This is a genomic window from Leekyejoonella antrihumi (assembly GCF_007845645.1).
Taxonomy (GTDB): Bacteria; Actinomycetota; Actinomycetes; order Actinomycetales; family Dermatophilaceae; genus Leekyejoonella; species Leekyejoonella antrihumi.
Genome location: NZ_VCQV01000003.1, coordinates 238,290 through 253,467 on the forward strand (window position 1 = coordinate 238,290; position 15,178 = coordinate 253,467).

General features: G+C 67.6%; 15 protein-coding genes. 7 read left to right on the plus strand and 8 right to left on the minus strand.

From position 1 onward, the window contains the following. Positions 1-60 precede the first annotated feature (60 nt). Positions 61-1,632 (plus strand): hypothetical protein, encoded by a 1,572-nt coding sequence (locus tag FGL98_RS03760; RefSeq protein WP_146315328.1) that lies wholly within the window; start codon positions 61-63, stop codon positions 1,630-1,632. Between the two features lie 11 nt (positions 1,633-1,643). Here the strand turns inward: FGL98_RS03760 and FGL98_RS03765 are convergent, their stop codons facing one another. From FGL98_RS03765 to FGL98_RS03775, 3 genes are read right to left on the minus strand one after another with little or no spacing between them, the layout of a single operon-like run. After that, on the minus strand, positions 1,644-2,210 hold the full coding sequence (locus tag FGL98_RS03765; RefSeq protein ID WP_146315330.1) for a hypothetical protein: 567 nt from the start codon (positions 2,208-2,210) through the stop codon (positions 1,644-1,646). Positions 2,211-2,216: 6 nt separating this feature from the next. After that, on the minus strand, positions 2,217-2,855 hold the full coding sequence (locus tag FGL98_RS03770) for a GNAT family N-acetyltransferase (RefSeq protein WP_246136354.1): 639 nt from the start codon (positions 2,853-2,855) through the stop codon (positions 2,217-2,219). Then, on the minus strand, positions 2,852-3,220 hold the full coding sequence (locus tag FGL98_RS03775) for a hypothetical protein (protein ID WP_146315331.1): 369 nt from the start codon (positions 3,218-3,220) through the stop codon (positions 2,852-2,854). Before FGL98_RS03775 ends, FGL98_RS03770 begins: the two co-directional genes overlap by 4 nt. Positions 3,221-3,364: 144 nt before the next feature. Here FGL98_RS03775 and FGL98_RS03780 point away from each other — a divergent pair, with 144 nt between their 5' ends. After that, positions 3,365-6,229 carry a LuxR C-terminal-related transcriptional regulator gene (locus FGL98_RS03780; RefSeq protein ID WP_146315333.1) on the plus strand — a complete coding sequence of 955 codons (2,865 nt, stop codon included), beginning with the start codon at positions 3,365-3,367 and terminating at the stop codon, positions 6,227-6,229. 20 nt (positions 6,230-6,249) lie between these two features. On the opposite strand, the gene FGL98_RS03785 is transcribed toward FGL98_RS03780, so the two are convergent. Further along, positions 6,250-7,779, minus strand: coding sequence for a hypothetical protein (locus tag FGL98_RS03785; RefSeq protein ID WP_146315335.1), 1,530 nt, complete (start codon positions 7,777-7,779; stop codon positions 6,250-6,252). Between the two features lie 248 nt (positions 7,780-8,027). On the opposite strand from FGL98_RS03785, the gene FGL98_RS03790 reads away from it, so the two are divergent. After that, positions 8,028-8,432, plus strand: a complete 405-nt coding sequence (locus tag FGL98_RS03790; RefSeq protein ID WP_146315336.1) for a VOC family protein — start codon at positions 8,028-8,030, stop codon at positions 8,430-8,432. Here FGL98_RS03790 and FGL98_RS03795 read toward each other — a convergent pair. The 3 genes from FGL98_RS03795 to FGL98_RS03805 form a co-directional block, all read right to left on the minus strand. After that, positions 8,421-8,891, minus strand: coding sequence for a GNAT family N-acetyltransferase (locus tag FGL98_RS03795; RefSeq protein ID WP_342779939.1), 471 nt, complete (start codon positions 8,889-8,891; stop codon positions 8,421-8,423). The genes FGL98_RS03790 and FGL98_RS03795 overlap by 12 nt on opposite strands. A 19-nt stretch (positions 8,892-8,910) precedes the next feature. Beyond that, positions 8,911-10,554, minus strand: coding sequence for a glycoside hydrolase family 3 N-terminal domain-containing protein (locus tag FGL98_RS03800; RefSeq protein ID WP_186525961.1), 1,644 nt, complete (start codon positions 10,552-10,554; stop codon positions 8,911-8,913). A 73-nt stretch (positions 10,555-10,627) separates the two neighbouring features. Next, positions 10,628-11,497 carry a hypothetical protein gene (locus tag FGL98_RS03805; protein ID WP_146315341.1) on the minus strand — a complete coding sequence of 290 codons (870 nt, stop codon included), beginning with the start codon at positions 11,495-11,497 and terminating at the stop codon, positions 10,628-10,630. A gap of 244 nt (positions 11,498-11,741) precedes the next feature. On the opposite strand from FGL98_RS03805, the gene FGL98_RS03810 reads away from it, so the two are divergent. From FGL98_RS03810 to FGL98_RS03820, 3 genes are all read left to right on the plus strand, one after another. Then, a complete protein-coding gene (locus FGL98_RS03810; RefSeq protein WP_146315342.1) occupies positions 11,742-11,993 on the plus strand; it encodes a hypothetical protein in 252 nt (83 codons plus the stop codon). 141 nt (positions 11,994-12,134) lie between these two features. After that, positions 12,135-12,926 (plus strand): hypothetical protein, encoded by a 792-nt coding sequence (locus FGL98_RS03815; protein ID WP_146315344.1) that lies wholly within the window; start codon positions 12,135-12,137, stop codon positions 12,924-12,926. Positions 12,927-12,971: 45 nt separating this feature from the next. Then, positions 12,972-13,703 carry a class I SAM-dependent DNA methyltransferase gene (locus tag FGL98_RS03820; RefSeq protein WP_146315346.1) on the plus strand — a complete coding sequence of 244 codons (732 nt, stop codon included), beginning with the start codon at positions 12,972-12,974 and terminating at the stop codon, positions 13,701-13,703. 21 nt (positions 13,704-13,724) lie between these two features. On the opposite strand, the gene FGL98_RS03825 is transcribed toward FGL98_RS03820, so the two are convergent. Then, positions 13,725-14,291: a GNAT family N-acetyltransferase gene (locus tag FGL98_RS03825; RefSeq protein WP_146315348.1), complete on the minus strand. Its 567-nt coding sequence runs from the start codon at positions 14,289-14,291 to the stop codon at positions 13,725-13,727. Positions 14,292-14,949: 658 nt separating this feature from the next. On the opposite strand from FGL98_RS03825, the gene FGL98_RS03830 reads away from it, so the two are divergent. Beyond that, on the plus strand, positions 14,950-15,178 hold a 229-nt coding region (locus tag FGL98_RS03830), incomplete at its 3' end, for a hypothetical protein (protein ID WP_222431998.1).

Consider the following 15,178-nt stretch of genomic DNA (forward strand, 5'->3'; position numbering starts at 1 on the left):
GCACGCCGACGCAGGCGGGACTTTCAGCAAGAGGCCAGCGGCTCGGCTTACCCTCTTAGGGTGACGATGGTGCTGAGACACTCATCCGGGCGGGTCAGGTGGGTGCGTTCGACGGAGCTGGCCGGACCGCTCGGGTTCGCGTTGGTCAGTGCGATCGCGTTCATCGTGGTGCGCCCGCCCGTCGGGGACCTGGTGGCGGCGCTTGCCCGGCAGTCTGCCGCGGCGGCAGGGGTTGGTGGCTACTGGTTCGGGTGGTACGCCGGTGGCGCATCGACGGGAAGCTATTCGGTGATCGTCCCGCCGTTGTCCGCGCTCATGACCGCGCCGGTCCTCGCGGCCGTTTGCGCCGTCGCGATCACCCCGTTGACCCGATGGCTGCTCGTCGGCTCGCGCCGCCCGAACCATGCGGTGTGGGTGGCCACGGTTGCGGCCGCCGGCAGCCTGTGGAGCGGCAGGGTGCCCTTCATCGTCGGTATGGCGATCGGGATCGCGGCGCTCGCGGTGGCCCGGCGGAACCTGCGAGTGCTCACCGTGGTGCTGTCCGTCGCGATGTCGCTCGCCTCGCCGGTCGCCGGTGCGTTCGGGTTGCTGGCATTCGCTGCGGGGTTCATCTGGACGAAGTCGAACCGCGAGACGAACGCCCTCGGCGGCCTCTCAGCCGGTTTGACCATCGGCGTGCTCGCGCTCTGGTTCGGCACGCCCGGCGCGGAGGGATTCGACGTCGGCAGCGCGGCGATCTGTATGGCGTTGCTGCCGCTGATGCTCCTGGCCCACCCCACCCGGCCGGTCAAGGCGGCCATCGCCATTGCGGCGATCGCGCTACCGGTGCTCGTTGTGGTGCCGAACGGCATGGGCTCGAACTTCGAGCGACTCTTCTACGCAGCGTTGCCGGTGGCCGTCGTTGCCACTGGCCGGGCTCGACGCTGGGTGACGGTCGGCACCGTGGTGCCTGCGCTCGCCTTCGGCCTGTTCTTCACCGGCGCGGACCTTGCGGTGGCCAGTGCGCCGACTGCGAAGCCCATCTACTACAGCACGCTTGCCGCGGAGATGCACCGGCTACCCGACCTGACCAATCACCGGGTCGAGGTGGTCCAGGACGGCACCCACACTGCGGCATACGCCATGCTTGGCGTCGCGACTCTGGCGCGCGGCTACGAGACCCAGGCCGACGACCAGCTCGACGGGCTCCTCAATCACGGCACCGCCGTTGACGCGCCTGCCTATCGACAGTGGCTGCTCGACAACGCGGTCGCCTATGTCGCGGCGACCAAGGCTCCGGTCCAGCGAACCGCGGAGCTGCGACTCGTTGTGGACCACACGCCGTCCTACCTGCATCGGATCTGGCAGAACTCTCGATGGACGGTGTATGCCGTGCGTGGCGCCACCCCGGTCGTCGCGCCGCCGGGACATCTCGTCCGCATGGACCAGGACGAGATGGTCGTCAGGAGCGACGGACCCGCAGTCATCGAGCTGCGGCTGCACTGGTCGGCGCTGCTCGCGGTGCAGGAACTTCCCGCGGACCCGGCCGCAGCCACACCCGCCACCCTCACCCGTGACGGTGCCTGGACCACCCTCACTGTCGACCGCGCAGGCACCTACCAGCTGGCTGGGCGGTGGCTGCCCAGCAGGTAGAGACCGGTGGGTCAGCGCAGGCACTGGCTCGGCAGCACGGCCATGCCGCGGTACGTGCCGCTGTCGCCGGCGCGAGCCTGCACCGTGGCGAGGGCCGCGGCGCCGTTGTGCAGGACCAGTAGCGCCGACACGGCGCCCCCCACGCGAGTCACCCCGGCATACTCGAGATCGGCCGAAGCCCGGATGCCGGACACGGTGCCGTGGAAGCCACCGGTGAAGCGGAAGGTGTCCGCGAACGTTCCTGGTGGGGTGGAGATCGCCGCGGCGCAGGGCGCGTCCACCGTGGCCACCGTTACCCCCCTCGCCTTCCCGTCCACCGTGCCGGACAGCTCGAGGGTCACCCGCACGCTCAGTCGATACCTGGTGCCCTGTGCGGCCGGTACCGCCTGCATGGTGGACGGGTCCAGCTGGACGACGATGGTGCCCCGCGTCTGCCCGACCGAGCCGGGTGCGTGGGTGCTCGGTGGCGCTGCCGCAGTCGGGGCCGCCGCCGAGGGACTCATTGGCACTGCGCTCAGTAGTCCGGCGGCGACGACTCCCGTGAGCGCACGAGGAAGGCTGACGCGGCGAGTGGTCATGATGCGTCACCTGTGGTGACTGGGTTCCGGGTCTGCATTGCTGTCCTCCTTCGGACTGTCAACATTCTTGAGGGGACCGGACTCTGCAGCGGCCCACTCCTGTCGGGTAATGGCGTATTCGACGTCGCCGTGTTCATCGCCGGGGATGGCTACCGGCCAATCGGCGACAAACCTCCGGATGAGGCGCATACCAGCCTTTTCCATCACCCGTCGGGATGCGGTGTTGATGACCATCGTGGATGCTTCGATCCGCTCGACACCGAGCTCGGTGAACCCCTTGTCGATCAGGGCGCGCGAGCCTTCGGTCGCATAACCGCGGCCCCACGAGGCCTGTCGCAGTCGGTAACCGAGCTCTGGCCGATCCTCCGGGGCATCCGGCGCCGGACGGAGGTGGAACCATCCGACGAACTCTCCCGTACGTCTTTCGTCCACCGCCCAGAATCCGTACCGCGAGCCGCGGCGGTAGTAGTCCAGGTAGGCCGGAAGCACCTCGGACTCAACCTCGTGGGCGGAGAACTCTGGCGGGCCGCCAGTGATGAACCGCATCACCCGAGGGTCGGCATCCAGCTGCACCAGCCGGCCGGCATCCGACGACGTGAACTGTCGCAGCAGTAGCCGCTCTGTTTGCAGGAACGCGTCCATCATGCCCCGCGCGACCGAACGGACCGGTCGCTCGAAACCACTGAGCCGGTCGCGGTCGAGGCTCCGCTCGTAGCCTGCCGTTTTGCAGTGCGTCGTGCGGTCAGCCGGTGACCGAGCGCTACAAGTCCGATCCCCACGAGGAAGATGAGGAGATTCACCGCGCCGTAGGGCCAGACGTTGGCCGCCGACGCGTCCGGGTAGGGGCCGAACGCCGAGGTGTCCCCGCCGACCCACGCCAGGAGGAGGACGGTCGACTGGAAGGTGAAGGCGAATCCGTGAGCGGCGACATAGATGAGGTAGCCGACGATCTTGTTCTTGACGAATAATCCAATTGGCAGCGGCAACAGCAACATCAGCAGTAGTTCCATCGGAACCCCCTGTAGCTAGTGTGGATCGGACGGATTCTTGACGGGCTGGCACCCACGATCCTCGATTTGCCGGGTTGCAACATCCCCCAGGTGGGGGAGAATCAATACCCGAGTTCAACCCGCGCGGTGCACGGTGGATGTGTTATGGCTGATTCGAGTCGATTCCAGGTAGCACCCACCTCCGGGGTGGGGGGCTTTCAGCGTCTTGCGAGCCAGAACCTCCCCGCACCGTTGTCGTCCTTCGTCGGTCGGGAACGTGAGATCGCCGCCGTCGGAGAGCTGATCGGTGCGCACCGACTTGTCACCATCACCGGCCCGGGCGGCGCCGGCAAGACACGGCTCGCGCTCGAGGTCGCGGCACGGCTCGCCGCGGAGCAGGCAGACGGCCCGTGGTGGGTCGACCTGGCCGACCTTGCCAATCCCGCGCTGCTGGCAGCGCGAGTAATACGCTCAACCGGTAGGCCTGTCCAGCTCGACGATGAGGGGCGCGACCAGCTCATGCAGCGGCTGTCGGCCCGCGCAGCTCTCCTCCTGCTCGACAACTGCGAGCACCTGGTGCCGGCGGTTGCGGGTTTCGTCGACGAGCTCCTGCGCGCCGGGTCGCAGGCACGGGTGCTTGCCACCAGCCGCATCCCGCTGGACGTCGAGGGCGAGGCGGCCTGGCCGATCCCGGCTCTGGACCTTCCACCGTCCATGGGTGAGCACGCCTGCACCGACGAGGAGGACTTGTCATCGCACGCAAGCAGCCGACTGTTCCTCGAGCGCGCCCGGCAGGCTCGACCCGGTCTCCGCATTGACGGCGAGGCCGCGGCAGACATCGTCGATATCTGCCGGCGGCTGGACGGGCTACCTCTTGCGCTGGAGCTGGCCGCGGCACGGTGCCGATCCCTGCACGTGTCACAGCTCCGCCGGAGCCTGGCCGGGTCGCTCGACCTGCTGAGCGGCGGGCAGCGGACGGGCACCTCGCGGCTGCAGACCATGCAGGCGTCGATCGACTGGAGCCACAACCAGCTCACCGAGGGCGAGCGCGTGTTGCTGCGCCGGCTCGCGGCCTTTGCCAACGGCTTCACCCTGGAGGATGCGCAGCCCGTCGTGAGTGCTGCGGGACTGGACCCGGCTCTGGTGCTTGATGCGCTGGACACCCTGGTCAGCCATTCTCTGGTCCGCTTTGACGACGGGATCAACGGTGCGGCCCGCTACCGTCTGCTGGAGGTCGTGCGACAGTATGCGACTCGTCGGCTTCGGGATGCCGAGGAGGAGCAGTCGATTCGTGACCGCCACACGCAGCGCTACGAGGCCCTCGCCCGCACACTGGGCCCCCGACTTGAGTCAGACTGGAACGAGGCGGTATTCGTGCGAATGTCTGCCGATGTAGACAATATTGAGCGGGCGATCGAGACGTTGTGTGAGTCGGGCGATCACGCGCGAGCGGCCGTCATGCTGTGGGACACGCAGCACCTCTGGGGTCTGGTGCGGCCGGCCGCGGCCGACCTCATCATCTCCCGGTTGGTTGAGCAGCCGGAGCTGAATGCAGCATTGCGCGCGCGGATGCACGTGGTCCGCGCGACCGTCGGATCCGATGCGGGCGCGATGAGTACTGCCTTTCGTTCGGCTGCAGCGGCCGTGCCACTCGCGGAATCGGCCGGTGACGAGCTGGCTACGGCGCGTGCTCACGTCCTGCAGGCCGCGCTGCTGACCATGGCAGAGGCGGACAGCGCCGGGCCGATGCTGCGCGCCGCGATCGAGCAGTGCGACAAGGCGGGCGATCAGACGGGTGCGGGTCTTGGCCGCGTGTGGCTCGGTGTGTGCGTGACGATCTTCCAGGGCTCCGCTTCCCGCGGTGCGCCGCTCATCGAGGAAGCGCTGAACCAGCCGTCCGTACGCACCAACCCCGGACTGGCCGCCTGGGCCCACTGTGTCCTCGCCGAGATGCACGCCGAGCACGGGGCGCTCGGATCGGCCGTCGAGGAGGCGGAACAGACTGAGGCGCTGCTGCAGCGGATCGCTCGGGTCCTGCCAATCGGCGCGGAAGGTTTCCTGCGAACGTCGGTGCCGGGCAGCGTTGCTGCGCTGGTCAGAGGCTACGCAGCGATCCTGCAGGACCAACCCCCGCTTCCGGGGGTTGACCTCGAGGCGGTCTCGCTGCGCGCTGCCGTCGATGGCTATCCGCTCGCCGGCTACCTCTACCGGTTCCTCCGCGGCCTCGATCAGCTGCGGACGAGGAATCCTGCCGGGGCGCTGGCCGACTTCGAGATCGCCGAGAGACTGGCAGATGAGGCAGGTGGCTGGTTCGCGGCAAACACGCGGATGGTCGGCGCATTCGCAGCGCTCAGCGTAGGTGACCCGAGCACCGCGGCGACCTGGCTGGGCCGGGTCGACGCCGACCAACTGACCACGACGATGCTGCGGGCCCGGTTCCGCGTGATTCGTGCCGATCTGGCCTTGCGCCACGGTGATGCGGCCGCTGCCGAGCGTGAGGCTCACCTGGAGCTCGAGGCTGCCGCGGCCGAGGGAATCGCACATGAAACAGCGCAGCTGCTCGAGGTGCTGGCCCGGGTAACGGACGACGACGGCCGGCCGGTGGAGGCCGTCCGTCTCGCGTCGGCGGCGGCTCGAGCACGGGCGGAGCGGAACCTTCGCCTGGGTCCGCCCGGGCATCTCGACCCGGTCCACCGGATGCTCTCGCGCGCCCGGACCGATCTCGGCGAGGAGCTGTTCGAGACGTACTGGCAGCAGGGGGCGTCGCTGGACCTGGAGCAGGCTGTTGCGTATGCCCGTCGGTCACGTGGTGAGCGACGGCGACCGGTATGCGGGTGGGACAGCCTCACCCCCACCGAGCTGCAGGTGGTGCGCCTGGTTGCCGCCGGGCACACGAACCCGCAGATCGCCACGCAGCTGTTCGTCTCGCGGGAGACCGTGAAGACACATCTGCGCAGCGTCTTTGCCAAGCTGGACGTGCGTACTCGCGCGCAGGTCGCCGCGGTGGCGGTGGGGCACAAGGGCGGCTGATCGGCCCGGGGTGACGCCGGTCAGTGGGCGGTGCGGATCGGGTCGGTGATCGCCGGACCGGTGTGCTGCCACCAGATCGCGCTGGCCTGGGTGGGAGTGCCGGTCCACTCGGGGTCGGTGGCGAGACGCGGAAGGTCGGGATGGTTGCTCATCCCGGCGGCATAGACCGAACTTGCCACCAGCTGCGGATCTGCCGCGTGCTCCAGCAGGTCGAGCTGCCGTGGGACCCCGCCGGAGTGGGCCAGGGCGCGCAGCAGCTTGGCTCGATCGCGACCCGAGGTGGACGGGAGCAGCCTGGTCAGCTCTGGCTGCTGGCTGGGGCCGGCAAGGTAGGTCAGCACGGTCGCTGCGGCGGCGCCGGCATACCGCGTGTGCGGGTCGGCCAGCACCTGCAGCGCGGTGTCGGCGAGTGCCTGCCGGTAGGGACTGGCGGCGAGCAGCAGCAGCGCCTGGTGCCGACGTTCGAGAAAGTCCGGTGACAGGCCCTCTCGCAGCAGCCGTTCGACCATGGGATCCTGCAGTCCGGAGGCCTGTCCGGCAGCGGTCAGGTACGCGCCCAGACGGGCGGGGCTCTGGACTCGGGCGCCCGGACCGGAAGGTGCAGGGAATTGGCCGAGGCTGGCGACGACTTGGGCCGTCAGCTGCGGGGATATGCGCTGGGCCAGTCGGAAGGCCGGAATCCCGCGGGCCGGCCCGTCCTTCGCAGCGGCAAGGATCGCCTGGGTCAGCTCCGGGACCAGATCCGCCGGCAAGTTGCCCCGCGTGATTGCGGTCAACAGGCCGAACGCCGCTCCGCGTTGCTGCTGACCCGCGGCGTCGCCGACGTGCCCGATCAGTCGGCGCAGCACGACCGGGTCGGTCGTGTCTGCGAGCACAGAGAGTACGTCGATGACGCCCTGCGCGCCGGGTTGGTCGCTAGCGTCCTCGACCTGTTCGACGACCACCTGCTGGATGTGCGGGTCGCCCACCAGCCGCGCCAGGGCATGTCGGCGGGTGCTGTGCGCGTGCCCGATCGATCGCATCGTCTGGGTTACGAGCACACCGATCCAGGTGTGCAGCACCGACGGCGGCAGCAGCATGCCCGCAGGGTGGGACAGCTCCTCGGCGAGGCCCAGCCATTCCATCCCGCTAACAGCCTGGTCGTCGATCTTGGCCTCCAGCACCGTCAGCCGGCGCATGAGGTCCATCCTCGGCAGGGGGCGTGCGCGTGAGTCGTTGGCGAGCGCCGGTCCGAACAGTCGGTCGATCCCATGACATGCCCCCAGCAGCTGCCCGGCAGGCAGGCCCAGGACCTGCTCGTAGGCCTTGATCACCTCCGTCGGGACCGGCATGGCGCCGGTCTCATACCGGCTGATGTGACTTGGCCCCATGGTGACGCCATGCTCACCCAGGGCTGCGGTGAATGCGGGCACCCCATGATGTGGACCGGCCGCCCGGCTGACCCGAAGCAGCCAGGCGATCCGCGCCCGGGCGTCCACCGACCAGCCCCGCAGCGGCGTTGAGTCCCGCGGCAGGGTGCGAGGTCGCCCCCGCGACGGTGTCCACCCCATAACACTCCCCTGGATTCATCCCTTGGTGGCCCTCTCCCCGAGGACGAAACCAACAGGCAGCAGCTGACCCGCCGCATACCCCTGCGAGCAGCGTGCGTCATGGTGGGCAGTCATCGCACCCCAAAGCCGGTTTTATGCATCTCGAGGCACGTGGCGCAATAAATCCGCTGACGTGTTCCGGAGGTCGTCCGGGGCCGCGCTGGGAAAGTCCCTTGGCGTGGGCTCAACCGCTCGGGCACAGTGAACCCATGACCGCCTACATCTCCCACACCAGCGTCGACTGCTCCAATGCCTATCAGCTCTCGGAGTGGTGGAAGGGCGTCCTCGGATATGTCGACGTCGAGGGGGACCCCAATGAACCCGGACATGAGGAGTGCATGATCCTGTCCCCGACCTCCGGTCACCACCTGCTGTTCATCGAGGTCCCCGAGACCAAGCAGATCAAGAATCGGATCCACTTCGACCTGCGCCCCAGCGTGCGGACCTGCGAGGGCGAGATCGAGCACCTGTTGGGCCTGGGCGCCCGGCAGGTCGCGGACCGGCGCGGCATCTATGGCGAGGGGAGCGGCTGGGTCGTTCTGGCGGATCCGGAAGGCAACGAGTTCTGTGTGCTACGCAGCGAGGCCGAGCGTACCGACGCGTCAGGTTCCTAGAGACTTGGACATCATGACGTTCGTCTCGCGGTAGCCCAGGCTCTCATACAGGTGGCGGGCGACGGCGTTCTCGCCGAACACGTGCAGCTTCATGGAGTTGGCTCCGCGCTCGCGAGCGTAGGTCTCCCCGGCCTGCATGACCTGCCGTCCCAACCCCTGACCCCGCATACCCTCATCGATGACGATGTCGTAGATGAAGGTTGCCGGGTCCTTGGTCGGTATGTGCAGCCACAGGAATCCCACGACGGTGCCGTCCAGTTCGGGGATGAGCAGGTGGTGCTCGCCCGTCGCCACCCCATCGGGCAGCAGTTCGGCGAACTGCTTCGCCGCCAGGTCGTGTGCTTGGTCCGCCGGCATGGACCCGGCCCGGGTGTGATGCTCGGCGTAGTCGCTGACGGCGTTCGGACGCCACTGGTCGTACTCGGTCGCTGTCATGGGTCGCAAGGTCACCTGGGTCACACGAGCGAACCTACCGCGCTCACGAGCAGTAGAGCAGCCCGTGCTCTGACTTCAGGGTGAGCACCCGGTGCACCGATGAGTTGACCTGGTTGGCGAACGTCGAGCTGGTCTTCATCCGGGCGAGGATCGCGGACACCATCGTCGGAACCTCGCTCGGAGCACCGGTGAGTGCGATGTCACCGCCTGCGGCGATGAATCGGACCGCACGGTCGCCGACCGAGATGTTGCTGACGGCAACGGCGCTGAGGGAGTCACTGACCACGACTCCCTTGTAGCCCATGGTGCCTCGAAGGAGCGTGGTGATCATCTTGGCGGAGAAGGCTGCCTGGTTGGCAGAGTCGATCTTGGGATACCAGGCCAGGGAGATCATCACCATGCCGGCACCGGCGGTGATGCCCGACTTGAACGGCGTCAGATAGGGGTCCGTGGTGGTCATCGTGTTGTCGGTGATTCCGGTGCTGGACGTGTCCGTGTTGTTCTTGATCCGGCCGAGCCCGGGGAAGTGCTTGACGGTGGCGATCTCCCCGGTGCTGTTCAGGCCGTGCACCACGTTCGTGACCGCTCTGGAGACCACGGCTGGGGTGTAACCGTATTCGCGGTAGTAGTGGCCGATCGGGCCGTTGCCGGTGCCGAGCGACTCCGGCACGGTGCCGGCAACCGGTGCGAGGTTGACGTTTACTCCGACACCCCGCAGCTGGTGCCCGATGGTAGTCGCCACGGCAGTCTGGCTGCTCGATGACCAGGCCCCCTGCGTCAGGGCGGTCGGGATCGGGCTGAAGCCGGTCCCCTTCAGCTGTTGCACGTAGCCGCCCTCCTGGTCGGCGGCGATGAGCATGCCGACGCCGGCCGTGGCGCTCGAGGTGGTCTGCTGTTGCAGGCCGTTGGAGGTGCTGCCGACCGTGCTGTCGCCGTTCCAGCCGCCGAGGTAGACGACGTTGCCGACGTGCTGAGCGGAGATGAGGCTGTGGATCTGGCTCTGGTCGGACGTCTCCATGCCGACCATCATCAGCTGCCCGACCCGCTGGCTTGCAGACATGTCGTTGTAGGTGCGGGTGACGCAGGCGGCCCCGGTGACGCCGGTGCTCAGCAAGGCCTTCCAGGTGAGGGCGTCGACCACTCCGGTGGCGTCCAGGTGCCTCGAACGCTGGAAGCTCTTGACCGCCGCCAGGGTCGCGGGGCCGAAGCCGCCGTCGGCGCCGGACGAGCCCACGGAGTATCCGTGCTTGATCAGCAGCTGCTGGACGAGCTTCACGCAGGAGCCGGACTGGCCGTAGAACGTCACCGGGTGTGACGGGCAGATCGAGGCCGGAGGTGGAGGGGGACTCGAGGTGCCGAGGAGTGACTTCCAGGTGAGGGGGCCGACGACTCCGTCGACCTGGAGGTGATGCGCACGCTGGTAGGCCTTGACCGCCGCGAGCGTGCCGGGCCCGAAACTGCCGTCGACCGTGATGTGCTGGCCGTGTGAGACCAGCCGTCGCTGCAGCTCGGCGACACATGAACCGGTGTCGCCGTAGCGCAGCACCGGTCGTTTCGACAGGGCCGTCGAGCTGCTGCAGCTGACACTGGCCGCCTGCGAGGCTGGAGCCGCGCCGAGCGACATGCCTACGGTCGCAATCGCCAACGCCGTGCCCAGCACGAGTGGTCGTCCCCCGACAATGTTCATGATGTGACTCCTTGGATGAGTGCTCACCATGAAGACGCTCGAACGGGCCGGGTGGTTGTCGCGAGCTGCCTGCTTATCCGAGCAGGTCGATAACCCCGCGCTGGAGCTGGTGGCGCACCTGCTCGCGAAGGCCCGGCGTGGTGAGGCGGCACCCGGAACTCCCCTCGGACGCTCCGTCGGAGCGCTCGGTGCTCAACCAGAGGTCGCCGTGCCGCCGCAGCCTGGCAGGGAGTCGTATGCGCGCCCGCACCGATCCCAGCGCGGTCGTCACCGTCGCCGAATGGCCGCCCAGAAGTAGGGCCACCGCTACGTCGATGTCCTCATCCAGCCACGTCGGAATGCGTTGCCAAGGGCTGTCGGTGGGGCGGACGGGCCAGGCCTCCAAGCGGCTGTCCTCGACGATGCTGCGGATGAGCTCATCGGAGCCGCCGACATAGGTCCACGGGAGGTCGATCTCTGTGGCGACGCACCACGAACGGTCTTGGGGCCACCAGAGTTTGGGGGTCTGTTGTTCGGAGTCGACGAACGCCAGCGCGTCCGCAAGGTCGCCTTGGTAGAGGAAGTAGCTGCGGCTCGGCAGGCTGACACGTGGCCCGTTGCGCACCGCGTCGGGCACCGGATCCGCCGAACCTACCGGCGGCGCGGTCTGATCGCCGAGCAGGGCAGCGGTCGACGAGTAGGACGCAGCCGTGTCCCATCCGTACCCGTCCCACAGGCAGAACCAGCACCGATCGACGTCGCGAGTGTGGTTGCGAAGGACGTCGATCAGTGCGCTCGTGTCCTCGAGCGGCAGGGTGCCTTCGTCCGGCCCGGCGACACCTCGCATCGGGCTGCCGTCAGCCGTCGCCGGCAGCAGGGCGATCTCGGGGTAGTCGGTGTCGGCAGTCATCTCGAGCCCATTGCGCCCCGCGACCATTGACCAGCGGATCGGCTCGTCATCCACGTCGTTGCTGGGTGCAGGAGACGGGCGTAGGCGGGGAAACCGGCCGGGACAACCGACGTCACCGTCCCGTCATTGAACGCCCCGAGTCGCTCTCGGATCCAGTCCGCCTCGCCGACCCTCGTGCTCCACTTGACCTCCGACATCGTCCGCCCCCTTCGCTCGCCGACCGGTCTCTGCTCCATCCTTGCGCACGAGGGCCATCGTCCTTGGTGGTCAGCAGACGGTGTCGTGGCACCCTGTGCGCATGTTGATGTCGACGGAGATGGCGATGGAGACGGGCGGCCCGGCCCGGGCAGCGGGTCAGGTGTCCGCGTTCGTGGTTTTTCTGGTGGTCGGGGTGCTGTTGCTGGTGTTCGGGACCCGCCGGCTGCGCAAGCAATCAACGGCGCAGAGCCCGCCGAGTCGTGGCGTGAGCATAGGCATGGTGGTGCTGGGTGCCCTGATGCTTCTGGGCGTCCTCGGCAACATCGCGAACGTCGTCAGCACGGTCAACTGACAGCTGTCGAATGGGTGGAAAGCTCTGAACGCACGCCCTGCACCGGCGGTATCATCAAAGAGCAGGCGATGGAGCTCGCCACCGGAGCGGCGCAAGGTCGCTGATGTCTCCTGACACGCATTCGCGTGGAAGGAGAGCCCGATGCCGACGTTTCCGTCATACGGCGCCGAGGTCACCACCGAGTGTCCTGGCCCGTTGAGTTGCGCCGAGTCTCTCAGTGCACCCCCACGGGTGATCATCGACCTGCGAGGTCTCGGCGCGGCGCCGGTCGCTGCCATGCGGCTGCTGATCGTGGCCGATGTGCTGCGTCGGGTGCTCGAACACCCCGCAAATTCCGCCATCTCGGTCGTCGCCATCGACGACGGGTGTGGCCGCAGCAGCCTTCCGAAGCTGGTGGCCAGGGGACTGAGCCTTTTGAACACGGACCACTGCCGGTCCGACGGGGCGGGCCTCGCGCATCTTGGCGGTTCGCCGACCGTCGTTGTGACGTCCACTGATCGAGCGCCGGCCGGCACGGTGAACTGTCGGGTGCTGCCGGTGGGTGGCGTGAAACCTATGCAATGGGATGCCGACCTGTCTCGACGCGTCGACGAGCGCGACCCGCTCAACCTACGACTGGCCCTTCTGCACTTCCCGTACGCCGCTCCCGCGGCCCTGAGCGCCGCGCGTCTGCATCGCGCCGACGCGACCTTGATCCGGTGGCGTTTCAAGGTCTCGTACTGGAAGGACCAGCCGGACGCGCCGGCGCGGGACCTCGAGGCGTTGGATGCGCTGCTGGCGAACGATCTCGACACGGGGAGCGTTCTGCGCGCAATGCACCGGATCGAGATCGACCACACCATTCCCTCCGGTGCGAAGTTTCAGACGTTCGTTGCGCTCGACCGCGTCCTCGCTCTCGACCTGCGGCGCAGCTGCGGACACGGGCACTGGTAGAAATGCACTTGGTCATGACCGCCGCTGTGCGGCAGGGTGGGCGCCATGGTGAGCAGCGACCTTTGGGATGCCGAGACGGCGCAGAAGTATGACGAGTCCTCTTCGTTCATGTTTGCGCCCGAGGTGCTCGACCCGGCAGTCGACTTCTTGGCCGAGCTTGCTGGTGATGGGCCGGCACTGGAGCTGGCGATCGGGACCGGTCGCGTCGCCATACCGCTGCTCGCGCGCGGTGTCAGGGTGAGCGGTATCGAGCTGTCCCAGCCGATGGTCGACCAGCTCCACCAGAAGGATCCGACCGTGCCCGTGGTCGTCGGCGACATGGCCACCAGCACGGTGCCGGGAGAGTTCTCCCTTGTGTATCTGGTGTGGAACAGCATTGGCAATCTGCGGACCCAGGCGGAGCAGGTCGAGTGCTTCCGCAATGCGGCGCGGCACCTGGCACCCGGCGGCCGCTTCGTCATCGAGCTGTGGATCCCGGGCATTCGGCGCTACCCACCGGGTCAGGCCGCCGTGCCATTTCACGTAGGTGAGCATCATGTCGGGATGGACACCTATGACCTGGCCACGCAGCAGGGCACCTCGCATCATTACACGCATCATGCGAATGGCACTGTCACGTATGGCGCGTCGAACTTCCGCTACATCTGGCCGGCCGAGTGTGACCTGATGGCGCAGCTCGCTGGGATGTCTCTGGAACGGCGCGTCGCCGACTGGGACGGCAGCCCCTTCACGAACGACAGTGAGAGCCACGTCTCGGTCTGGCGCAAGCCGACCTGACGGGGCGTAAGTCTCCAGCTGTCACTGCGCGGTTCTGTCCGGGCCGGTCTGCCGCCGGAACTCCATCGTGTCGGGAAGTCCTGGAACGGGCACCCGTCGATGCAGGCTCATCCCGAGCCGGACGGCCATCCGCTGCGATGGCGCATTGTCCGGGCTGGTAATGGCAACAACGGGATACGGCGGTCCCGATGCCAGGGTTGCGTTCAGTGCCGCGAGGGCGGCCTCGGTGGGGACGCCGGTTCCCCATACGTCGGGGGAGAAGCGGTAGTACGTGTTGAGCAGGCGCTCCGGCGTCACACCGGGCAGCAGACCGTTGGGAACGTCGATGATGCGTTGACCCGTGCGTCCCACCACCATGTCCGCCCACTCGACGATCCAGTAGCCCAGGCCGTAGGTGCGCCAGTCTGCGATGTTCCGAGTCAGATCGGCGTCGGATGCCGATCGGTTGAGTGGTCCTGCGGGTCGGTAGCACGCCGTGCGAACATCGCCCTCCAGGGCGAACACCGCCGCTGAGTCGGACGTCCGGGGTCGGCGCAGGGTCAACCGCTCCGACCAGACCACCTCGGGCAACTCTGCAAACTCGGCCATCCGGTAAGTCTAGGAGCGGCATGGTCATCACGATGTCGTCGAGGGCCCGGGACTCCTCTGCACCAAGTGTGGGGTGCACCGTTCGCAGCGTCCCGCGACACCCAATGTCCCAGGTGACTCATGTCAAGACGCGCGCGAAGTTTGATTCGTCGACTCATTTGTCGATGCGCGCGTAGGAGCGGGCATGGGTGGTGGGCTCTTGTTGCTGGTTGTCTGGGTGGGCAACTGGGTGGTCAGGTCCTGGATCTGTCGCTGGATACCGGCGGGGTTGAGGTCCTGGTAGGTGTCATCAAGGATGGTCTTGCCTTCCTGGACGACCTGCCTGGCGCGTGTCGCGCGCCGGTGTGGGGTGGTCGCGGTTCGTACTTCTTGGTGACTTTTGCGCCATCGCGGACTTTCGAGGCCAGCTTCTGTTGAGGCAGGAAGTAGTTCGTCATCTGAGACTGTACGGTCCAGATCTTGTTCAGTAGCAGCAGTTCTGCGCTCGTGTCGCACTGGTGGTGGCCGACCACGGTGTGCACCATGGCCCAGTTCTTATGCTCTACGTGCGCCGTACGCGCGCACTCTTGCGTGAGTCAACGAACCCGCTTACGCGCGCATTTGCGGCGGGTCAACGCGATGTCTTGACACATATGTTCGATAGGACGTATGATCGAGTATGGATGGTGGGGAAGTCTTCAAGAGGGCAGCGCGGGAGGCGTTGGATGCCAGGTTGTGTCCGATCGATCTCTCGGAGTATCGGACCTCGGCGGATGCGGGGGTGTTGGCCGGCCCGGGGTGCAGTGGCGCCGGCGAGGGGGACGCGGTGGCGCCGGGGGTTGGCCTGGAGGTGGCCGAGCGGGTCGCCGGGGAGGTCAAGGACACGATCACCCTGGCGGGTCGGGCCT